The 22,146-nt window shown below is 68.5% G+C and carries 19 protein-coding genes; 15 read left to right on the top strand and 4 right to left on the bottom strand.

The window, feature by feature from the left end; translation table 11 throughout:
• Window positions 1–12 precede the first annotated feature (12 nt).
• Window positions 13–1,215 (bottom strand): serine hydrolase, encoded by a 1,203-nt coding sequence (locus A5759_RS10635; RefSeq protein WP_068198239.1) that lies wholly within the window; start codon window positions 1,213–1,215, stop codon window positions 13–15.
• A 144-nt stretch (window positions 1,216–1,359) separates the two neighbouring features.
• On the opposite strand from A5759_RS10635, the gene pyrR reads away from it, so the two are divergent.
• The 12 genes from pyrR to metK all read left to right on the top strand — a co-directional run bounded on the left by pyrR (window position 1,360) and on the right by metK (window position 14,460).
• Complete coding sequence (pyrR, locus tag A5759_RS10630) at window positions 1,360–1,956, top strand: bifunctional pyr operon transcriptional regulator/uracil phosphoribosyltransferase PyrR (RefSeq protein WP_064417116.1); 597 nt, start codon at window positions 1,360–1,362, stop codon at window positions 1,954–1,956.
• A complete protein-coding gene (locus tag A5759_RS10625) occupies window positions 1,953–2,903 on the top strand; it encodes an aspartate carbamoyltransferase catalytic subunit (protein WP_064395441.1) in 951 nt (316 codons plus the stop codon). Before pyrR ends, A5759_RS10625 begins: the two co-directional genes overlap by 4 nt.
• Window positions 2,900–4,204, top strand: coding sequence for a dihydroorotase (locus tag A5759_RS10620; RefSeq protein WP_068197214.1), 1,305 nt, complete (start codon window positions 2,900–2,902; stop codon window positions 4,202–4,204). Before A5759_RS10625 ends, A5759_RS10620 begins: the two co-directional genes overlap by 4 nt.
• Window positions 4,201–4,704 (top strand): hypothetical protein, encoded by a 504-nt coding sequence (locus A5759_RS10615; protein ID WP_064417172.1) that lies wholly within the window; start codon window positions 4,201–4,203, stop codon window positions 4,702–4,704. Before A5759_RS10620 ends, A5759_RS10615 begins: the two co-directional genes overlap by 4 nt.
• A 20-nt stretch (window positions 4,705–4,724) precedes the next feature.
• The gene (gene carA, locus A5759_RS10610) at window positions 4,725–5,864 is read left to right on the top strand and encodes a glutamine-hydrolyzing carbamoyl-phosphate synthase small subunit (RefSeq protein WP_068197212.1); all 1,140 of its coding nucleotides are present in this window, start codon (window positions 4,725–4,727) and stop codon (window positions 5,862–5,864) included.
• Between the two features lie 91 nt (window positions 5,865–5,955).
• Entirely contained in the window at window positions 5,956–9,303 is a 3,348-nt protein-coding gene (gene carB / locus A5759_RS10605) for a carbamoyl-phosphate synthase large subunit (protein WP_068197209.1), read from the top strand.
• Window positions 9,300–10,118, top strand: coding sequence for an orotidine-5'-phosphate decarboxylase (pyrF, locus tag A5759_RS10600; protein WP_068197206.1), 819 nt, complete (start codon window positions 9,300–9,302; stop codon window positions 10,116–10,118). The genes carB and pyrF overlap by 4 nt, the downstream gene beginning before the upstream one ends.
• Window positions 10,119–10,547: 429 nt before the next feature.
• Window positions 10,548–10,865 carry an integration host factor, actinobacterial type gene (mihF, locus tag A5759_RS10595; protein WP_003889986.1) on the top strand — a complete coding sequence of 106 codons (318 nt, stop codon included), beginning with the start codon at window positions 10,548–10,550 and terminating at the stop codon, window positions 10,863–10,865.
• Window positions 10,866–10,874: 9 nt separating this feature from the next.
• Window positions 10,875–11,450 (top strand): guanylate kinase, encoded by a 576-nt coding sequence (gmk, locus tag A5759_RS10590; protein ID WP_068197204.1) that lies wholly within the window; start codon window positions 10,875–10,877, stop codon window positions 11,448–11,450.
• A 73-nt stretch (window positions 11,451–11,523) separates the two neighbouring features.
• A complete protein-coding gene (gene rpoZ, locus A5759_RS10585; protein WP_068197202.1) occupies window positions 11,524–11,841 on the top strand; it encodes a DNA-directed RNA polymerase subunit omega in 318 nt (105 codons plus the stop codon).
• 31 nt (window positions 11,842–11,872) lie between these two features.
• A complete protein-coding gene (gene coaBC / locus A5759_RS10580) occupies window positions 11,873–13,123 on the top strand; it encodes a bifunctional phosphopantothenoylcysteine decarboxylase/phosphopantothenate--cysteine ligase CoaBC (protein ID WP_064425956.1) in 1,251 nt (416 codons plus the stop codon).
• Window positions 13,124–13,251: 128 nt separating this feature from the next.
• Entirely contained in the window at window positions 13,252–14,460 is a 1,209-nt protein-coding gene (metK, locus tag A5759_RS10575; RefSeq protein ID WP_068197199.1) for a methionine adenosyltransferase, read from the top strand.
• 144 nt (window positions 14,461–14,604) lie between these two features.
• On the opposite strand, the gene A5759_RS10570 is transcribed toward metK, so the two are convergent.
• Genes A5759_RS10570 through A5759_RS10560 form a run of 3 tightly spaced genes read right to left on the bottom strand, consistent with a single transcriptional unit; the run spans window position 14,605 to window position 17,494 of the window.
• Complete coding sequence (locus tag A5759_RS10570) at window positions 14,605–16,086, bottom strand: NAD(P)/FAD-dependent oxidoreductase (RefSeq protein ID WP_068197196.1); 1,482 nt, start codon at window positions 16,084–16,086, stop codon at window positions 14,605–14,607.
• A 29-nt stretch (window positions 16,087–16,115) separates the two neighbouring features.
• Window positions 16,116–16,535 (bottom strand): ester cyclase, encoded by a 420-nt coding sequence (locus A5759_RS10565; protein WP_068197193.1) that lies wholly within the window; start codon window positions 16,533–16,535, stop codon window positions 16,116–16,118.
• Entirely contained in the window at window positions 16,532–17,494 is a 963-nt protein-coding gene (locus tag A5759_RS10560) for an alpha/beta hydrolase (RefSeq protein ID WP_068197191.1), read from the bottom strand. The genes A5759_RS10565 and A5759_RS10560 overlap by 4 nt, the downstream gene beginning before the upstream one ends.
• Between A5759_RS10560 and A5759_RS10555 the strand changes: the two genes are divergently transcribed.
• From A5759_RS10555 to A5759_RS10545, 3 genes are all read left to right on the top strand, one after another.
• Window positions 17,493–18,215, top strand: a complete 723-nt coding sequence (locus A5759_RS10555; protein WP_068197188.1) for a lysoplasmalogenase — start codon at window positions 17,493–17,495, stop codon at window positions 18,213–18,215. The genes A5759_RS10560 and A5759_RS10555 overlap by 2 nt on opposite strands.
• A gap of 77 nt (window positions 18,216–18,292) precedes the next feature.
• Window positions 18,293–20,239 (top strand): primosomal protein N', encoded by a 1,947-nt coding sequence (locus A5759_RS10550; protein WP_197506025.1) that lies wholly within the window; start codon window positions 18,293–18,295, stop codon window positions 20,237–20,239.
• A gap of 84 nt (window positions 20,240–20,323) precedes the next feature.
• Window positions 20,324–22,146 (top strand): DUF2207 domain-containing protein (locus tag A5759_RS10545; RefSeq protein WP_156616885.1); only part of this gene is annotated, 1,823 nt, incomplete at its 3' end.

The following is a 22,146-nucleotide window of genomic DNA, read 5'->3' as shown; positions in this document are numbered from 1 at the left end:
CAGACTAAACGCTCAGATGTCGAGTGCCTGGTAGGTCCGGCGGACGAATTTCGGCTGAGCGCTCTGCAGCTTGGCCAGCGAGGTGTTCCCCGCGATCGCGGCCATGTCGACGTTGAGATCGGGCAGGTTCTGGACCAGGTAGATCAGGATCAGATCCGCGGACGGGTCGGCCTGCCACCATGTGCCGTACGCACCGGGCCAGCTGAACGTGCCCAGCCCGCCGGGCCCGAACAGCGGACGGGATTTCGCCGGATCGGTCACCACCGACAGGTTCAGCCCGAACCCGCGGCCCACCCAGAACGGGGCGCCGAGGAAGTCCTGGCGCTTCTGCTCGTCGGTCAATCGGTCGGTGCGCATGAGCCGCACGGACTCCTCTGACAGCACCCGGACACCGTCCAGCGTCCCGCCGGCCAACAGCATTTGCGCAAAGCGCAAGTAGTCATCGACCGTCGACCACAATCCGGCACCGCCGGTGCAGAACGGCGGATCGGTGATCGGTGCGGGTCCCATCACGTCGTGCTGCAGGGTGTTGTTCTGGTCGAGCTTGTACATGGTCGCGGCGCGGTGTCGTCGCGACGTGCCCACCGAGAACCCGGTGTCGGGCATCTGTAAGGGCTCAAAGATCCGTTCGCGCAAGATGTCGGCCAACGGTTTGTTCTCGATTCGCGATATCGCGATCCCGAGCACGTCGGTGGCGTGGCTGTAGGTGAGCCGGTCGCCGGGCTGGTGCACCAGCGGTAGGGCGGCCAGCTCGGCCAGCCAGCGGTCCTGATCCTGGCGGAACGACATCCGGCCGTAGGCGCGGCTCAACGGACCCAACACCGAGAAGGCATAGGCCAGGCCGCTGCGGTGGGTCATCAGGTCGTCGAACGTGATGAGACGCCGGGCAGGCGTGGTCTTGTCGAGGTCACCCCGCGGGTCGACGAGCACCTGCATGTCGGCGAGTTCGGGCACCCACGTGGCGATCGGGTCGGTGAGCGCGAAGCGGCCCTCCTCGAGAAGACTCATCGCGGCCGCGACCGTCACCGGCTTGGTCATCGAGGCGATGCGGAAGATCGTGTCGCGCTGCATCGGCAGCCCGGCGTCCACGTCGCGGTGCCCCAACTCGTTGACCTGAACGACCTCACCGGCGTGCCACACGAGGGTCACCGCCCCGGCGAGGAGCCCGGCGTCGATCGCCTCGCGGATGGACGCGTGGTTGCCGTCGAGTTTCATCGCGGCAAGCCTACTGACACGGTGGTGTGGGCAGTCGCCTTCGTGGCGCGAACCGACCACCGTCATCCGGGTGCTAAGCTTCCCCGCAGTTTCGACGTCCTTTAAGGAGCCGTCCAGAGAGGCGGAGAAGGAGGTCAGAGTCGCTTGGGCGCGCATGAAGGCTCGTCGGGCACCGACCGGGAGCTGATGTCCGCAGCGGACGTCGGCCGCACCATTTCCCGTATCGCCCATCAGATCATCGAGAAGACCGCACTCGACGGTTCCCCCGATGACGCCACGGCGCCCCGCGTCGTCCTGCTCGGCATCCCGACACGCGGCGTGACGTTGGCCACCCGGCTCGCCGAGAAAATCAAGGAGTTCTCCGGCGTCGTCGTGCCGCACGGCGCGCTCGACAACACGCTGTACCGCGACGACCTCGACTTCAAGCCGCCCCGTGCTCTGGAGGAGACCTCGATACCCGAGGGCGGGGTCGATCAGTCGCTCGTCATCCTTGTCGACGACGTGCTCTACACCGGCCGCTCGGTGCGCGCGGCCCTGGACGCGCTGCGTGACATCGGCAGACCGAAGGCGGTGCAACTGGCGGTCCTCGTCGACCGCGGCCACCGGGAGCTGCCGCTGCGTGCCGACTACGTGGGCAAGAACGTGCCCACGTCCCGAAGCGAGAACGTCAAGGTCCGCTTGGCCGAAGACGATGGCCACGACCGTGTGTCCATCGCGCCGTACGGAGGTCCGATCAGGTGAAACATCTGCTCTCGGCGGCGGATCTGTCGCGCGACGACGCGCTGGCGATCCTCGACAACGCCGACCGTTTCAGCCAGGCCCTGCTCGGCCGCGAGGTCAAGAAGCTGCCCACCCTGCGCGGGCGCACGATCATCACGATGTTCTACGAGAACTCGACCCGCACCCGGGTCTCCTTCGAGGTCGCCGGTAAGTGGATGAGCGCAGATGTGATCAACGTCAGCGCCTCGGGATCGTCGGTGTCCAAGGGGGAGTCGCTGCGCGACACCGCGTTGACGCTGCGTGCCGCCGGAGCCGACGCGCTGATCCTGCGCCACCCCGCCTCGGGAGCGCCGCAGCAACTCGCGGAGTGGACGGCCACCGAGGACGGGCACGGTCCTGCGGTCATCAACGCCGGCGACGGCACCCACGAGCACCCCACCCAGGCGCTGCTCGACGCGTTGACCATCCGCCAGCGTCTCGGCGACATCGAGGGCAAGCGGGTGGTCATCGTCGGCGATGTCCTGCACAGCCGGGTGGCCCGCTCGAATGTGCTTCTGCTGCACACCCTCGGCGCGGAGGTGGTGTTGGTCGCGCCGCCGACGTTGCTGCCGGTCGGTGTCGCCGGCTGGCCGGTGACCGTCTCGCACGACCTCGACGCCGAACTACCGCTGGCCGACGCGGTGCTGATGTTGAGGGTGCAGGCCGAGCGCATGAACGGCGGATTCTTCCCGTCGGCCAGGGAGTACTCGGTGCTCTACGGCTTGTCCGAGAAGCGCCAGGCGCTGCTTTCGGGTAACGCAGTGGTGCTGCACCCGGGGCCGATGGTCCGCGGTATGGAGATCGCGTTCTCAGTCGCGGACTCGTCGCAATCGGCTGTGCTGCAGCAGGTTTCCAACGGTGTGCATATCCGGATGGCGGTGCTGTTCCACTTGTTGGTGGGTGCCGAGAAAGAGGCGATCAGCGTATGAGCGTGCTGATACGAGGGGTCCGGCTCTACGGCGAGGGCGACCGCGTCGACGTATTGGTGGACGACGGGCAGATCGCCGACATCGGCGCGGACCTGGCGAAGTCCGGCGGCCTCGAGAAGGCCTCCGAGGTCATCGACGCCACCGATCAGGTGCTGCTGCCCGGCTTCGTCGACCTGCACACCCACCTGCGCGAGCCCGGCCGCGAGTACGCCGAGGACATCGAAACCGGCTCGGCCGCAGCCGCTCTGGGCGGGTACACCGCAGTGTTCGCCATGGCCAACACCACCCCCGTCGCCGACAGCCCCGTGGTGACCGACCATGTCTGGCAGCGAGGTCAGCAGGTGGGCCTGGTCGACGTGCACCCCGTCGGCGCGGTCACCGTCGGCCTGGCGGGCGCCCAGCTCACCGAGATGGGGATGATGGCAGGCGGTGCCGCGCAGGTGCGGATGTTCTCCGACGACGGCATCTGCGTGCACGATCCGTTGATCATGCGCCGCGCGCTCGAATACGCCACCGGGCTCGGCGTGCTGATCGCCCAGCACGCTGAGGAACCCCGGCTCACGGTCGACGCCGTGGCCCACGAAGGTCCCAACGCCGCCCGGCTGGGCCTCGCCGGATGGCCGCGGGCGGCCGAGGAGTCGATCGTCGCGCGCGATGCGCTGCTGGCACGCGACGCCGGTGCGCGGGTGCACATCTGCCATGCGTCCACCACGGGCACGGTCGAGATCGTGCGATGGGCGAAATCACAAGGGATCTCGATCACCGCGGAGGTGACCCCACACCACCTGCTGCTCGACGACGAACGGCTGGCCACCTACGACGGGCGCTACCGGGTCAACCCGCCGCTGCGTGAGGCCTCGGATGCGCGGGCGCTGCGCCAGGCGCTGGCGGACGGGATCATCGACTGTGTGGCCACCGATCACGCCCCGCACGCCGAGCACGAGAAGTGCTGCGAGTTCTCCGTCGCCCGCCCGGGCATGCTCGGATTGCAGACCGCGCTGTCGGTGGTGGTCGAGACGATGGTGCGCCCGGGGCTGCTGAGCTGGCGGGACGTCGCGCGGGTGATGAGCGAGCGGCCCGCCGAAATCGTCGGGCTGCCCGATCAGGGAAGGCCACTGGAGATCGGCGAGCCGGCCAACCTGACGGTGGTCGACCCGGACGCGACGTGGACGGTCGAGGGTTCCGCGCTGGCCAGCCGCTCGGCCAACACGCCCTATGAGGCGCTCGAACTGCCCGCGGCGGTCACGCTGACGTTGTTGCGCGGCAAGGTGACTGCGCGCGATGGGAAGTGTCCGGCATGAATACAGCCACGCTCGTCGGATCGCTGATCATGGCCGCCGTCGTGGCCGTGCTCATCGCGGTGCTGATCCAGGCGATGATCCGGGGATGGCGCCGCCGCGCCGAGCGTCAGGCCGAACTGATCGGCACACTGCCCGCGCTTCCCGACACGGTCGGGCCTGCGATCGTGTCCGCCACCAAGGGCCTGTACGTCGGCAGCACGCTGGCCCCCCATTGGAACGACCGAATCGTGGTCGGCGACCTGGGCTTCCGCGCCAAGGCCGTGCTGACCCGCTACCCCGAAGGAATCATGTTGCAGCGCAGCGGTGCCCTGCCGATCTGGATCCCCGACGAGGCGATCACCGAAATCCGCACCGAGCGGGGGATCGCGGGCAAGGCAATGACGCACGAAGGCATTCTGGCGATCCGGTGGCGACTGCCGTCGGGCACCGAAATCGATACCGGGTTCCGCGCCAACGACCGCCGTGAGTACTCGCACTGGGTGGAACAGGAGGCGGTGTGAGAGGAACCGACAAGGCCGTTATGAGCGCTCGTCGCGAAGAGCAGAAGGCACTGTTGGTGCTCGAGGACGGCCGCGTCTTCACGGGCACGACGTTCGGCGCGGTCGGGCAGGCGCTCGGCGAGGCGGTGTTCTCCACCGGAATGTCGGGCTATCAGGAGACGCTCACCGATCCGAGTTACTACGGTCAGATCGTGGTCGCGACGGCACCGCAGATCGGCAACACCGGATGGAACCACGAGGACGCCGAGAGCCGCGGCGACAAGATCTGGGTGGCCGGCTACGCGGTGCGCGATCCCTCGCCGAGGGCTTCGAACTGGCGGGCCACCGGCACGCTCGACGAGGAACTCGAACGCCAGGGCATCGTCGGCATCGCGGGCATCGACACCCGCGCGGTGGTGCGCCACTTGCGCAGTCGGGGCTCGATGCGGGCCGGGTTGTTCTCCGGACCGGCGCTGGCCGACCCCGACGAACTGCTCGAGCGGGTGCGCAGTCAGCCCGGCATGCTCGGCGCGAACCTGGCGGGCGAGGTCAGCACCGACGCCACTTATGTGGTGGAACCCGAAGGGCCGCAACGGTTCACGGTGGCCGCGATCGACCTCGGCATCAAGACGAACACCCCCCGCAATTTCGCCAGGCGCGGTATCCGCAGCCACGTGCTGCCCGCGTCGACGACCTATGAGCAGATCGCCGACCTGAAACCCGACGGTGTGTTCTTGTCCAACGGCCCCGGCGACCCCGCCACCGCCGACCACATCGTGGCCGTCACCCGGGAGGTGCTCGGCGCAGGCATTCCGCTGTTCGGCATCTGTTTCGGCAATCAGATCCTGGGCCGTGCGCTGGGACGCTCGACGTACAAGATGGTGTTCGGCCACCGCGGGATCAACGTGCCGGTGATCGATCACCAGACCGGCGCGGTCGCGATCACCGCGCAGAACCACGGTTTCGCCCTCGAGGGCGAGGCGGGGGAGCGCTTCGACACCCCGTTCGGCGAGGCGATCGTCAGCCACACCTGCGCCAACGACGGTGTCGTGGAGGGCATCAAACTCGTCAGCGGGCTGGCCTTTTCGGTGCAGTACCACCCGGAGGCCGCCGCGGGACCGCACGATGCGAACTATCTGTTCGACCAGTTCGTCGACCTGATGGCAGGGGAGAATAAGTGACGTCGTCCGCGGTGAGCGACCGCTGTTGTACAAATTTGCGCGGCGTGTCGTGCGCAAACACGGTCACTCGCGGTAGAAGAGGGATGCGGTAATGCCCAAGCGGAGCGACCTGAACCACGTCCTGGTGATCGGCTCCGGGCCGATCGTGATCGGTCAGGCCGCCGAGTTCGACTACTCCGGCACCCAGGCGTGCCGGGTGTTGCGCGCCGAGGGGTTGCAGGTCAGCCTGATCAACTCGAACCCGGCGACGATCATGACCGACCCCGAGTACGCCGACCACACTTACGTGGAGCCGATCACGCCGGCGTTCGTCGAGCGGGTGATCGTGCAGCAGGCCGAGCGCGGCAACAAGATCGACGGCCTGCTGGCCACACTGGGCGGCCAGACGGCGCTGAACACCGCGGTCGCGCTGTCGGAGTCCGGGGCGCTGGCCAAGCACGGGGTGGAGCTGATCGGCGCGGACTTCGAGGCCATCCAACGCGGCGAGGACCGGCAGCGGTTCAAGGACATCGTCGCCAAGGTCGGCGGCGAATCCGCCCGCTCCCGAGTCTGTTTCACCATGGACGAGGTACGCGAAACCGTCGAGGACCTCGGCCTGCCGGTGGTGGTGCGCCCCTCCTTCACGATGGGCGGGCTGGGCTCGGGCATGGCGTACTCGGCCGAGGACGTCGACCGGATGGCCGGTGACGGGCTCGCCGCCTCGCCGAGCGCCAACGTGCTGATCGAGGAGTCGATCTTCGGCTGGAAGGAATACGAACTCGAGTTGATGCGCGACGGCCGCGACAACGTGGTGGTGGTGTGCTCGATCGAGAACTTCGACCCGATGGGTGTGCACACCGGCGACTCGGTCACCGTCGCGCCGGCCATGACGCTCACCGACCGCGAGTACCAGATCATGCGCGATCTGGGCATCGCGATCCTGCGGGAAGTCGGCGTCGACACCGGCGGCTGCAACATCCAGTTCGCCGTCAACCCGGCCGACGGGCGCCTGATCGTGATCGAGATGAACCCGCGAGTGTCGCGGTCGAGCGCGCTCGCGTCGAAAGCCACCGGGTTCCCGATCGCCAAGATCGCGGCGAAGCTGGCCATCGGCTACACACTCGACGAAATTGTCAACGACATCACCAAGGAGACCCCGGCCTGTTTCGAGCCGACGCTCGACTACGTAGTCGTCAAGGCCCCGCGCTTCGCGTTCGAGAAGTTCCCCGGCGCCGACGGCACGCTGACCACCACCATGAAGTCGGTCGGCGAGGCGATGTCGTTGGGGCGCAACTTCATCGAGGCGCTCGGCAAGGTGATGCGCTCGCTGGAGTCCGGCCGCGCCGGGTTTTGGACTAAAGCCGACCCCGACGAGGACACGGTCACCGTCGACGAGTTGCTCGCACGGCTGAGCACACCGTCGGACGGGCGCCTTTACGACCTGGAGCTGGTGCTGCGCAAGGGCGCGACCGTCGAGCAGGTGTCTCAGGCCTCCGGCGTCGACCCGTGGTTCGTCGAGCAGATCGCCGGGCTGGTCGCGCTGCGCGCCGAGATCGTCGATGCGCCGGTGCTCGACGCCGACCTGCTGCGGCGCGCCAAGTACCACGGGCTGTCCGACCGCCAGATCGCCGCGTTGCGACCCGAACTCGCCGGTGAGGTCGGCGTGCGGGCACTGCGTCAGCGACTCGGTATCCACCCGGTGTTCAAGACCGTCGACACGTGTGCCGCCGAGTTCGAGGCCAAGACCCCGTACCACTACAGCAGCTACGAGCTCGACCCCGCCGCCGAGACGGAGGTGGCCCCGCAGACCGAGCGGCCCAAGGTGCTGATCCTCGGCTCGGGCCCCAACCGCATCGGCCAAGGCATCGAGTTCGACTACAGCTGCGTGCACGCCGCAACGACCCTGAGCCAGGCCGGTTTCGAGACGGTCATGGTCAACTGCAACCCCGAGACGGTGTCCACCGACTACGACACCGCCGACCGGCTCTACTTCGAACCGCTCACCTTCGAGGACGTGCTCGAGGTGTACTACGCCGAATCCGTCTCCGGCGCAGGCGGTCCCGGTGTCGTCGGCGTCATCGTGCAGCTCGGCGGCCAGACACCGCTCGGACTGGCCGAACGCCTGCAGAACGCGGGCGTGCCGATTGTCGGTACGAGCCCCAAGGCGATCGACCTGGCCGAGGATCGCGGCGCATTCGGCGAGGTGCTGACCAACGCAGGCCTACCCGCCCCGAAGTTCGGCCTGGCCACCAGCTTCGACCAGGCGCGGCGCATCGCCGCCGACATCGGCTACCCCGTGCTGGTGCGGCCCTCCTACGTCCTCGGCGGTCGCGGCATGGAGATCGTCTATGACGACGAGACGCTGCACGGCTACATCACCAGGGCCACCGAACTCTCGCCCGAGCATCCCGTGCTGGTGGACCGGTTCCTCGAGGACGCCATCGAGATCGACGTCGACGCGCTGTGCGACGGGACCGAGGTCTACATCGGCGGCATCATGGAGCACATCGAGGAAGCCGGTATCCACTCCGGTGACTCCGCGTGCGCCCTGCCACCGGTGACGTTGGGCCGCAGCGACATCGAGGCCGTGCGGCGGGCCACCGAAGCGATCGCCCACGGCATCGGCGTGGTGGGCCTGCTCAATGTGCAGTACGCGCTCAAGGACGATGTGCTCTACGTGCTCGAGGCCAACCCCCGCGCCAGCCGCACCGTGCCGTTCGTCTCGAAGGCCACCGCGGTGCCCCTGGCCAAGGCGTGTGCGCGGATCATGCTCGGCGCGACGATCGCCGAGCTGCGCGAGGAAGGTGTGCTGGCGCGCGCCGGGGACGGCGCGAGCACCGCACGCAACGCTCCGGTCGCGGTCAAGGAAGCCGTCCTGCCGTTCAACCGGTTCCGCAAACACGATGGCACGCAGATCGACTCGCTGCTGGGCCCGGAGATGAAGTCGACGGGTGAGGTCATGGGCATCGACCACGACTTCGGAAGCGCCTTCGCCAAGAGCCAGACCGCCGCCTACGGATCCCTGCCGCTGGAGGGCACGGTGTTCGTGTCGGTGGCCAACCGCGACAAGCGATCGCTGGTCTTCCCCGTCAAACGGCTCGCCGATCTCGGGTTCCGGGTTCTGGCCACCGAAGGCACCGCGGAAATGCTGCGGCGCAACGGGATTCCCTGCGAAGAGGTGCGCAAGCACTTCCAGGAGCCCAGCGAGGACAGGCCCGCCTCGTCGGCCGTCGACCTCATCAAGGCCGGGGAGGTGGACATGGTGATCAACACCCCGTACGGCAACTCCGGTCCTCGCGTCGACGGATACGAGATCCGCTCGGCGGCAGTGGCGAACAGCATCCCGTGTGTGACGACGGTGCAGGGCGCGTCCGCGGCGGTACAGGGCATCGAGGCCGGCATCCGCGGTGACATCGGCGTGATGTCGCTGCAGGAACTGCACAGCGTGCTGGGGCCGTGACGGGTTTCGGCCTGCGGTTGGCCGACGCGGTGACCCGGCGTGGACCGCTGTGCCTGGGCATCGACCCGCATCCGGAGTTGTTGCGCGCGTGGGGACTCACCGCTGACGCCGACGGGTTGCGTCGGTTCTGCTCGGTGTGCGTGACGGCGTTTTCCGACTTCGCCGTCGTCAAACCGCAGGTCGCGTTCTTCGAGGCGTACGGCGCCGCCGGGTTCACGGTGCTCGAGCACACCATCGCCGCGCTCCGCGAGGCCGGCGTGCTGGTGCTCGCCGACGCCAAACGCGGAGATATCGGTTCGACGATGGCCGCCTACGCTGCCGCGTGGGCGGGTGAATCGCCGCTGGCCGCCGACGCGGTGACCGCATCGCCCTACCTGGGCTTCGGCTCGCTACAACCGCTGATCGACACGGCGTTGGCCAACGAACGCGGCGTGTTCGTGCTCGCGGCCACCTCGAACCCCGAGGGCGCGTCCGTACAGCGCGCCGACGCGGGCGGACGCACCGTCGCGCAATCGATGGTCGACGCCGCCGCGGCGGTCAACCACACCGTGCCCGCGCAACCCGGCCCTATCGGTGTGGTCGTCGGCGCCACCCTGGCCGAACCGCCCGACGTCGGCGCGCTCGCCGGACCGGTCCTGGTCCCGGGTGTCGGCGCCCAGGGCGGGCGCCCGGACGCGCTGAGCGGGCTCGGAGGGGCCCAACCCGGGCAGTTGCTGCCCGCGGTGTCCCGCGAAGTGCTGCGCGCCGGCCCGGACGTGGGCGCGCTGCGTTCCGCGGCCGAGACAATGCGCGACGCGGTCGCCTACCTGGCCTGACACCTCCGCCGAGGACACAACACCGGCAACGCGAGGCTCACCAGTCACAAGCGTCACAAACCGGCTGCTCGCGACACGCCCGAAAGCTGATGACCAGCGAAAATTTTCTTTTTCGGCGGCGCTGACCCGCCGAAGTGTGGCGCAGGTCACGCGCTGAGCGCCCGATTAGCGCTCTCGTGCAATCCGAAATGCCTTGATATGCAGGCGGTTCCGGCGAGACAAAATGAGGTTTCGCCGGTCCTGGCCACGAATCGGCGTCGGCGCGTGCGCGGCGCGACCGCCCGACACGCTGGGCTTTTGACGCCGTAACCAGGGGGTGGGGTTCGCATTCGTCAGCCAGCGTGGGTACGGTCGTCGTCGCTGGCTGTTTGAGGGTTTTCTCTATCAGCCGAGGCAGTGGAAATTGATGGTGATGAGACGGAGGAACCCGTGGCCCTTCCCCAGTTGACCGACGAACAGCGCGCGGCCGCGTTGGAGAAGGCTGCCGCCGCACGTCGAGCCCGAGCCGAATTGAAGGATCGGCTCAAGCGCGGCGGCACCAACCTCAAGCAGGTGCTCAAGGATGCCGAGACCGACGAGGTCTTGGGCAAGATGAAGGTTTCGGCGCTTCTGGAGGCGTTGCCCAAGGTCGGCAAGGTCAAGGCGCAGGAGATCATGACCGAACTCGAGATCGCCCCGACCCGCCGGTTGCGCGGCCTCGGCGATCGCCAGCGCAAGGCGCTGCTGGAAAAGTTCGACCAGTCCTAGGCGCATAAATTGAGCGCCGGCCGAGGGGCCGGCCGGGTAGTCGTGCTGTCCGGCCCCTCTGCCGTCGGGAAGTCGACCGTCGTTCGCTGTCTGCGCGAACGCGTTCCCGACCTGCACTTCAGCGTGTCCGTCACCACCAGGGCCCCGCGGCCGGGTGAAGTCGACGGCGTCGATTACTCGTTCGTGACCCCCGACGAATTCGATGAATTGATCGCCGATGGCGCCCTGCTCGAATGGGCGGAGATCCACGGCGGGTTGCACCGCTCCGGAACACCAGCCCGGCCCGTCCGCGAGGCGATCTCCGCCGACAGGCCCGTTCTGATCGAGGTGGATCTCGCGGGCGCGCGGGCCGTGAAGGCCGCGATGCCCGAGGCACTGACCGTCTTCCTGGCGCCGCCGAGCTGGGATGAGCTGAAGAACCGGCTGACCGGACGGGGCACCGAGACACCCGAGGCGATGGAGCGCCGGCTGGCGACCGCGCGAGCCGAACTCGCCGCACAGGACGACTTCGACACCGTGGTCGTGAACAGTCAATTGGAGTCTGCCTGCGCCGAATTGGTATCCTTGCTGGTGGGCCACCGATAAGTACGCGCCGGAGACGGCGCCGCAGGCCCGACAGCTATCTCGCATTCAGCTAAAACCGCCAGGAGAATTTTTCGTGAGCACCCCGCACGCCGACACGCAGCTGGCAGCTCTGGACGACTTCGACACGTCCGCAGCCAGCGCCTACGACACGCCGTTGGGCATCACCAACCCGCCCATCGACGAGCTGCTGGATCGCGCGTCGAGCAAGTATGCGCTGGTGATCTATGCCGCCAAGCGCGCCCGCCAGATCAACGACTACTACAACCAGCTCGGCGACGGCATCCTCGAGTACGTCGGCCCGCTGGTCGAGCCGGGCCTGCAGGAGAAGCCGCTGTCGATCGCGTTGCGCGAGATCCACGCCGACCTGCTCGAGCACACCGAAGGCGAGTAGCAACACCGCGAGGCATAGGGGAGCGGCCGCCATGGAGCCCAAGCGGATCATCGTCGGCGTCGCCGGTGGTATCGCCGCCTACAAGGCGGCCACGGTGGTCAGACAGCTCACCGAGGCCGGACACGACGTCCGTGTCGTCCCCACCGAGTCCGCGCTGCGGTTCGTCGGTGCCGCCACCTTCGAGGCCCTCTCGGGTCATCCCGTGCACACCGGAGTCTGGGACGACGTCCACGAGGTGCCGCACGTCCGCTTCGGCCAGGAGGCCGACCTGGTCGTCGTCGCCCCCGCCACCGCGGATCTTCTGGCGCGGGCCGTCGCGGGCCGCGCGGACGACCTGCTGACCGCGACGCTGCTGACCGCGCGATGTCCGGTGCTGTTCGCCCCGGCCATGCACACCGAGATGTGGTTGCACCCCGCGACGGTGGAGAACGTCGCCACGCTGCGCCGCCGCGGTGCCGTCGTCCTCGAACCCGCGTCGGGCCGGTTGACCGGAGCCGACAGCGGCGCGGGCCGTCTGCCCGAGGCCGAGGAGATCAGCACGCTGGCCCAGCTTCTGCTGACGCGCCCGGACGCCCTGCCCTACGACTTGGCAGGGGTCAAGGTGCTGGTTTCCGCGGGCGGGACGCGCGAGCCGATCGATCCCGTGCGCTTCATCGGCAACCGCAGTTCGGGCAAGCAGGGCTATGCGATGGCGCGGGTGATGGCCCAGCGCGGTGCCGACGTCACGCTGATCGCCGGCAACACCGCCGGGCTGGTCGACCCGGCGGGCGTCGAGGTCGTGCACATCGTGTCGGCCGCCCAGCTCAAGGACGCCGTGTCCAAGCATGCCCCCGACGCCCATGTGCTGGTGATGGCGGCCGCGGTCGCGGATTTCCGGCCCACGCAGATGCAGACCAGCAAGATCAAGAAGTCGGCCGATCCGGACGCCGCCGCGCCGGTGATCGAACTGACCCGCACCGAGGACGTGCTCGCCGGCGCCGTGCGGGCCCGCGCCGACGGACAACTGCCGAATATGCGGGCCATCGTGGGGTTCGCTGCCGAGACCGGCGACGCCAACGGCGACGTGCTTCACCACGCTCGCGCGAAGCTGCAGCGCAAGGGATGCGATTTGCTCGTGGTCAATGCGGTGGGCGAGAATCGGGCGTTCGAAGTGGACAACAACGACGGTTGGCTGCTCGCGGCCGACGGTGCGGAGTCCGCACTGGAACACGGTTCGAAAACGCTGATGGCCAGCCGTATCGTGGACGCGATCGTGGCCTTCCTGCACAGCGGCAGCGGGTAGCGCGGATCACGCATCCGGCTGCGTGAAATGCTTGCGCGCGAGGCGAGCGCAGGCTTGGGTGCAACAGGGCACTCCTACAATTTGATGTACTAACTACCTCAAGATGACTTGAGTGGAAGGATCACACCGTGAGTGAAGCTCGGCTGTTCACCAGTGAGTCGGTAACCGAGGGCCACCCCGACAAGATCTGCGACGCGATCAGCGACTCGGTGCTCGACGCTTTGCTCGCGGGGGATCCCAAGTCGCGGGTTGCCGTCGAGACACTGGTCACCACCGGGCAGGTGCACGTCGTCGGCGAGGTGACGACGTCGGCCAAGGAGGCCTTCGCCGACATCGCCACCACGGTGCGCGAGCGCATCCTGGAGATCGGCTACGACTCGTCGGAAAAGGGCTTCGACGGTGAGACCTGCGGCGTCAACGTCGGCATCGGTCGTCAGTCGCCCGATATCGCGATGGGCGTCGACACCGCGCACGAGACCCGCGTCGAGGGCGCGGGCGACCCGCTCGACCTGCAGGGCGCGGGCGACCAGGGCCTGATGTTCGGCTACGCGATCAAGGACACGCCCGAGCTGATGCCACTGCCGATCGCGCTCGCACACCGGCTGTCGCGCCGGCTAACCGAGGTCCGCAAGAGCGGTGTGCTCGACTACCTGCGCCCCGACGGCAAGACCCAGGTCACCGTGCAGTACGACGGCACGACCCCGGTGCGCCTCGACACGGTCGTGCTGTCGACGCAGCACGCGGCGGGCATCGACCTCGAGGGGACGCTGACGCCGGACATCCGCGAGAAGGTCGTCAACACGGTCCTGGCCGACCTGGGCCACGACTCGATGGACACCTCCGACTTCCGCCTGCTGGTGAACCCGACCGGCAAGTTCGTGCTCGGCGGCCCCATGGGTGACGCGGGGCTGACGGGCCGCAAGATCATCGTCGACACCTACGGCGGCTGGGCCCGTCACGGCGGCGGCGCGTTCTCGGGCAAGGACCCGTCAAAGGTGGACCGTTCGGCGGCCTACGCGATGCGCTGGGTGGCGAAGAACGTGGTCGCGGCGGGTCTGGCCGAGCGCGTTGAGGTCCAGGTCGCTTATGCGATCGGCAAGGCCGCTCCGGTCGGCCTGTTCGTCGAGACGTTCGGCAGCGAGTCCGTCGATCCGGGCCGCATCGAGAAGGCCATCACCTCGGTATTCGACCTGCGTCCCGGCGCGATCGTGCGCGACCTCGACCTGCTGCGCCCGATTTACGCGCAGACCGCCGCGTACGGTCACTTCGGCCGCACCGACGTCGAGTTGCCGTGGGAGCAGCTGAACAAGGTCGACGAGCTCAAGGCCGCCGTCTGACGACGATCAAGCGGCGAGGTACGAGCAGCGAGGAGTCGGACCAGAAACGTCCGTCTAGTTCGTCTGCCCAGCGCCGAAACTGACGATTTGGTCGCCCTCGACGGCTGATCCCAGCCATTTCGTCGGCCTCGGCGCGATGGGGACCTACGAACTGAACGCGTAATCCCGTAGCGGGAAGCGGCGGCTACGCCAGTACGCCTCGAGCGTGGTGGTCGGCCGCAGCGGGGCGTCGCCGTTCTTGTCGAAGTAGTAGCTGTTGGCGCGCTGGCAGCTCTCCTGCCAGAAGATCTGGCGGTGCCGTTTGCGCATCATCTCGTCGAAGTAGCGGTCGTTGGCCTCCTGCGTGACCTCCACGCGGCGGGCGCCCCTGCGTCGGGCGTGCTTGAGACAGCGCACGATGTGGTGCGTCTGCGTCTCGATGAGCGCGAAATACGACGAGCCGACATAGCCGTACGGCCCGAACACCGTGAAGAAGTTCGGGAAGCCGGGCACGCTGACGCCCTCGTAGGCCTGCAGCCGGTTCTCCTGCCAGTGCCGGCTCCACGTCCGGCCGCCCGAACCAGTGACCGGATAGGTCGGCATGTCCTCGGCGTCCATCACTTTGAAACCCGTCGCCAGGAGCAGCACGTCGGCCTCGCGGGTCGCGCCGTCGGCGGTGGCCACACCTGAACCGGTGATCTTGTCGATCGGCTCGGTGACCAACTCGACGTTGTCGCGGTTGTACGTCGACAGGTAGGTGTTGTGGAAGCCGGGCCGCTTACAGCCGACCGCATACTCGGGCGTGAGCTTTTCGCGGACCTGCGGGTCGCGGACCTCTTTGCGTAGATACGCTTCGCCGACCTTCGACATGTTCTTGGCCATCGGGTTGATGGTGAAGTACTGCGCGGGCAGCGTGAACGTCAACTCGACGTAGGCCTGGCTGAGCAGACGCTGCACCACGTGGCCGCCGGGCAGCCGCATCATCCGTCGCGCCATTGGCGACAGCGGCACATCGAACTTCGGGAAACACCAGATAGGTGTGCGCTGAAAAACGGTCAGCTGCTTGACGATCGGCGCGATCTCGGGAATCACCTGCACCGCCGACGCGCCCGTGCCGATGACCGCGACCCGCTTGCCGGTCAGGTCCTGCTCGTGGTCCCAACGCGCGGTGTGCATGGTGACACCGGCGAACGAGTCGACACCGTCGATATCGGGCAGTTTCGGCGTGATCAGCACCCCGCACCCATTGATCAGGAACCGCGCGGTGACGACCTCACCGGAGTCGAGTTCGACCCGCCACAGGTTCTGGTCGTCGTCGAAGACCGCGCCGAGCACCTTGGTGTTGAACCGGATCTTGGGCCGCAGACGGTACTTGTCGACGCAGTGCTCGGCGTATGCGCGCAGCTCGTGCCCCGGGGCGTACGTGCGGGTCCATTCCGGGCTCTGCTCGAAGGAGAACTGGTAGGAGAACGACGGAATATCAACGGCGATACCGGGATACGTGTTCCAGTACCACGTTCCGCCGGGCCCGTCGCCCGCCTCGATGATCAGGTAGTCGCCGAGACCGGCCTTGTCGAGGCTGATTCCCGCGCCGATACCGGAGAAGCCGGCACCGACGATGATGGTGTCGTGATCGGGCACTGTCATAGGGCCTCCCCGTGTCGCTCACATCTCGCTCACGGTACCTCGATGTTCAGCCGCTGCGACAACTCCCATGCACTGCGCTCGACCCAGTTGGTGAGCAGCTTGCCGTCCTCGCCGACCGCCCACACGGCCGTCCCGGTCATCGCGATATCGCTGCCGTCGGGCGCGCTTCCGAGGTAGCCGTTGTTCTTCCCGGTCAGCAGCCACCGCGACGCGACGCGGCTGCCGTCAGCGCTCTCGAACGACTCGACGACGTCCAGGTGCAAGTCGTCGACCTTGCTGAGGAAGCCGGCGATCCATTCCTTGAAATTCTCGCGGCCGCGCACCGTCTCCCCACCGCTGACGATCACGAAGTCCTCGACCACGAAGTGGTCCGCCGCGGCTGGGTCGTGGGCGTTCCAGACCTCGTCCCAGAACGCGTGCACGATGTCGATGGATCTTGATGTGTTCACACCGGGTGTAACGCGGCGTGTAGCGCCCTCAATCCCCGTTCGGTGGCCTCGGTCGCGGCGGGCACTACCCCGGCGTAGCCGAGGTAGCCGTGCACGAGCGATTCAGCATTGTGCAGTTCGACACGAACTCCGGCGGCCGACAGCAACTCCGCATATCGGGCGCCGTCGTCACGCAACGGGTCATGGCCCGCGACCGCGATGTAGGCCGGCGGCAGGCCGGTCAGATCCTCGGCGCGCGCGGGCGCCAGCGTCGCGGGCATGTCCGACAGGTCCATGTCACCGACATACCAACGCGAAAAGCCGCCTACCGCAGCAAAATCGAGGATCGGCGCGTCGGCGTTCTCGGCGAACGACGGCAACGTGGTGTCCCACGTCGTCGCTGGATACCACAGCAGCTGGAAACAGATCTCCGGGCCGCCCGCGTCGCGCGCCAACTGCGCCACCACCGCGGCGAGATTGCCGCCCGCCGAGTCGCCGGCCACCGCGAGCCGGCCCGCGTCGACGCGCAGCTCGTCCGCGCTCGCGGCGACCCACTGCGTCACCGCCCACACATCGTCGACGGCGGCGGGGTAGGGGTGCTCTGGTGCCAGCCGATAGTCGACGGCCACCACCACGGCCTCGGCGTCGGCCGCATGCCGGCGCGCGGTGCCGTCGTAACTGTCGAGGTCACCGACACACCAGCCGCCGCCGTGGAAGAACACCACCACGGGGGCGTGCGCGTCTGACGCGGTCGGCGGCCGGTACACCCGGACCGGGATCGGACCACCGGGCCCCTCGACCTTGCGGTCCTGGGCACGCACCTCGGGGAGGATCTCGACGCGCGGCAGCGCGTTGAACCGTTCGCGCGCGGCCCGCACGCCCCCGTCGGTTGTCAACTGGAACGGAACCGCCTGCAGTACCTTCAGCAGAATGGCGTCGATGGGTTCCGGGCTGGCCGGCCCTACCTCGGGGACTGACATGGGGACACCGTACGTTCATCGGCGAACCCGACTTCTGTGGGTGGCCGCCACCGTCGTCGCCGCCTGCTACGGGCTGTTCCTGATCGCGACCGCGGTGCGGCTGCCCGGCGGTGCCGAGCTCACCGGTCAGTTCGCGCTGCAGCCCGCGGTCAAGGCCGCCGCGGCGGTGCTGCTGGCGGCGGCCACGTTGACACACCCGATCGCACGGGAGCGACGCTGGTTGGTGGCCGCGCTGCTGTTCTCCGCGGCGGGTGATTTCCTGCTGGCGCTGCCGTGGTGGGAGCCGTCATTCGTGCTCGGGCTGGCCGCGTTCCTCGTCGCCCACCTGTGCTTCCTGGGCGCGCTGTGGCCGTTGGTCACGCGTTCCGGTCCGAGGGTGGCCGCCGCCGCGGTCACGGTCGCGGCCTGCCTGGCCCTGCTGGTGTGGTTCTGGCCGCGGCTCATTGCCGAGGGCATGGCCGTACCGGTCACGCTGTACATCGCGGTGCTCGGCGCGATGGTGTGCGCCGCCCTGATGGCCCGGTTGCCCACGCCGTGGACGGCGCTGGGCGCGGTGTGTTTCGCGGTGTCGGACGCGATGATCGGGATCGGCAAGTTCGTGCTGGGTTCCGAGGCGCTGGCGGTGCCGATCTGGTGGGTGTATGCGGCCTCGTTGTTGCTCATCACCGCCGGGTTCTTCTTCGGCAGGACGTCGGTGCCGTCTGCTACCAATCCTGCGTGACGGGGTCCGACAGCCCGGCCCGCCCGGGCGCCACCAGACAGCCTGCCGAGCACGAGCCGATCGCGCGTGTGCTGCCGATGCTGACCGTCCCGCACCTCGACCGCGAGTTCGACTACCTGGTCTCCGCCGAGCAGTCCGACGACGCGCAGCCCGGCGTCCGCGTCCGGGTGCGGTTCCACGGCCGGCTGGTCGACGCGTTCATTCTGGAGCGGCGGTCCGACACCGACCACGTCGGCAAGCTCGGCTGGCTCGATCGCGTGGTCTCGCCCGAACCGGTGCTGACGCCCGAGATCCGTCGACTGGCCGACGCCGTCGCGGCCCGTTACGCCGGCACCCGCGCGGACGTTCTGCGGCTGGCCATCCCGCCGCGGCACGCCCGGGTCGAGAAACAGCAGCCACCTCAGACGGCGCCGATCGACCCGCGACCCGTCGACACCGACTCCTGGAACGCCTACGGCAGCGGTGAGCAGTTCCTCGCGGCCGTGGCGGGCGGACGTGCCGCACGCGCGGTCTGGCAGGCGCTGCCCGGCGAAGCGTGGCCCGACCGGTTGGCCGAAGCCGCCGCGGTGATGGCGAACTCCGGCCGCGGTGTGCTGGTGATCGTGCCGGATCAACGCGACATCGACGCGGTGCACACCGCCGCGCTCGGCCTCCTCGACGAAGACGTGGTGGTGGCGCTGTCGGCGGGACTCGGTCCCGCGCAACGCTATCGGCGATGGTTGTCGGTCCTTCGCGGCAGCGCCCGGCTCGTCATCGGCACCCGCAGCGCGGTGTTCGCACCCGTCGCCGATCTCGGCCTGGTGATGGTGTGGGACGACGGCGACGACACGCTCGCCGAACCTCGTGCGCCCTATCCGCATGCGCGCGAAGTGGCGATGTTGCGGGCACATCAGCTCCGCTGCGCCGCACTGATCGGCGGATTCGCAAGGACCGCGGAGGCCCAGGCGCTGGTTCGCAGCGGTTGGGCGCACGACCTGGTCGCGCTGCGGCCGGTGGTGCGGGCGGCCTCACCGCGCGTCATCGCCCTCGACGACAGCGGTTTCGAACAGGAACGCGACCCGGCCGCCCGGTCGGCCCGGCTCCCGTCGATGGCCCTGCAAGCCGCGCGCAAGGCGCTGGAGTCCGGCGCCCCGGTCCTGGTGCAAGTGCCCCGCCGCGGGTACGTCCCCGCCCTCGCGTGCGGGCGCTGCCGAACCATCGCCCGGTGTCGCAACTGCACGGGGCCGTTGTCGCTGCCCGACCGCGATGCCGCAGGCGCGGTATGCCGGTGGTGCGGGCGCGCCCACCCGTCGCTTCGCTGTGTGCGGTGCGGCTCGGATGCGGTGCGTGCGGTCGTCGTCGGGGCCAGGCGCACCGCCGAGGAACTCGGCAGGGCATTTCCGGGCACCACGATCATCACCTCCGGCGGTGACGCGATGGTCGCCGAGGTCCCGCCGCGGCCCGCGGTCGTGGTCGCCACCCCCGGCGCCGAACCGGTAGCCGCAGGCGGCTACGGCGCCGCGCTGCTATTGGACAGCTGGGCGCTGCTCGGCCGCCAGGACCTGCGGGCGGCCGAGGACACCTTGCGCCGGTGGATGGCCGCGGGCGCCCTGGTACGCAACCGCGGCGACGGCGGGGTGATCGCGGTGGTGGCCGAGTCCGCGATACCGACCGTGCAGGCGCTGATCCGCTGGGACCCCGTCGGTCACGCCGACGCCGAGCTGAACGCGCGCGGTGAAGTCGGCCTGCCGCCCGACGTGCACATGGCCGCGGTGGACGGACCGCCCGAGGCGGTGCACGCCTTGCTCGACATCGCCGATACGCCCGAGGGCACCGAACAACTCGGCCCGGTCGACCTGCCGGTCGGCGCGCGCCGACCGCCGGGACTGGCCTCCGACACGACGGTGATCCGGATGCTGCTGAGGGTTCCCCGCGACACCGGACTGGCCCTATCGTCGGCCCTGCGCCGGGCCACCGCCGTGCTCAGCGCCCGTCACGACCAACAGCCGGTTCGCATCCAGATCGACCCACTGCACATCGGATGACCCGATGGCCAGTTCGCGCCCAAATCGGCCCGCTGCACTTAGGGTGAACCGAAAACCTGGCATCGCACGCAACAGGAGGACCGCATGCGCCGGCTGTTCGCGTGGTCGATCACGTTGCTGGTGCTGGCATTTGCGGTGCTCTGGCCGGTGGTGTTCAGCGGTGGTGGTTCGGAGGCCGCACCCGCCGACGACCCCGTCGTCATCACGGACTACGACGTGAACCTCGTCGTCGACGAAGCCGGGCGGCTCGACGCCGTCGAGACCATCACCGCGGACTTTCCCAGTGGCAGGCACGGCATCTTCCGGTACTGGGATGTGACCAACCCCAACAGTCCTCACGTGCGCCAAGTGCCGGAAATCGACTCCATCCTTCTCGACGGCGACCCAGCGCCCTACGAGCTGCTGTGGGAAGACGGCGAGCGGTTCCGGGTCGCCAAGATCGGCGATCCCGACAGCTACCTGAGCTACGGCGAGCACGTATACGAAATCCGCTACTCCATCGACGGTGTCCTCGATCCCGGAACCACCGGTGCGGACCGGAGATTCGCCACAGCGTCGGGTGAACCCGCCACGACCGAATCGGTGTTCTTCTGGAACGTGATCGCGCCGGCCTGGAACAACCGGATCCAGCGCGCCGACATCTCGATCGAGCTGCCCGGAGACGTTCCCCGCGTGCAGTGTTCGGTCGGATACGGCGTCGGCGGGCAGTGCCTGGACCTGACGACCACGGGGAACCGGGTGGAACTGTCGGCGCGAAACCTCCCGCCGCGCACGCCGGTGACGGTACGGGCAAGTGTGGACGTGCCGACGCCGCCGCGGACCGAGCTGCCCTGGACCTATGAATGGGACCGCGTGCTGGGCCGGTCGCTGGCCGGAGCGCTATGGGTGGCGGCGCTGACCGTGGCCGCCGGCTTGGCCGGTCTGCTGTGGTACCGCACCACGGTCGAACCGTCGCCGGGTTTCCCACTGCAGTACGCGCCACCGGAGGGCCTCGGCCCGGTGCAGACGGAGTACATCCGGACCGAGGCAGTCCCCAAACAAGCCCTGACCGCGACGCTGTTCTACCTCGCCGAGCGGGGCTTGGTCGAACTGCGCCAGGTCAGCGAGAAGCATTGGCGAATCCGCGGCATCGCCGAGCACGGCGCCTGGGTCGACGTGGACCCGGTCAGTGTGACCGTCGGGTCGGTATTGAAGGTTTTGCATCCGGGCGGCGAGTTCGAAGCGAAAAAGACCGTCAAGTCGGGGCAGAAGCTCAACAAGGCCAAGACCGATCTGGCCAAGGCCGTCCAGAACTGGGCCTTCGACAACAAGCTTCTCGTCAAACGGCGCAACGAACTCTGGCTCCGCACCGCGAACGCGATCGCTTTCGTGCTCATGCTGTGCGCCGTCTTCCGCTGGCTCTTTCCGACCACGATGTGGGCGTTGCCCTTCGCGGCGTTCTTCCTGCTGTCCATCGGCTCGTGGGCCGCAGGCGTGGGAACCAGGCGCACCGAGGCCGGCCGCGAACTCTGGTCGCGCGCAGGTGGTTTCCACCGCATGTTGACCACCGATTCGGCCGAGGCGCGGTTCGACTTCGGGGCGCGCAAAGACCTCTACTCGGCCTACGTTCCGTTCGCGGTCGCTGCGGGCGCCGCGGCACTGTGGGCTAAGAAGTACGAAACGACGATGGGAACGGCTGCGCCGCAGCCGGATTGGTACAACTCGACCACATACGGCGGTACGGGGTTTGTCGGCGGCTCCAGCGGGTCTGACTTCGACAGCTTCGAGTCCGCGTTGTCGTCGTCGATCGGCGCGTACACCGCCTCACAGTCGTCCAGCGGGGGCGGCGGGTCCAGCGGCGGCGGTGGCGGCGGTGGCGGCGGCGGCGGGGTGGAGGTGGGGCTCAGTGGTGAACGGTTGCGACTGCA

It is taken from the genome of Mycobacterium sp. 852014-52144_SCH5372336 (assembly GCF_001665615.1).
GTDB lineage: Bacteria > Actinomycetota > Actinomycetes > Mycobacteriales > Mycobacteriaceae > Mycobacterium > Mycobacterium neumannii_A.
Note: the sequence above shows the minus strand (reverse complement) of the source record. Positions and strands in the feature narration are given on the sequence as shown.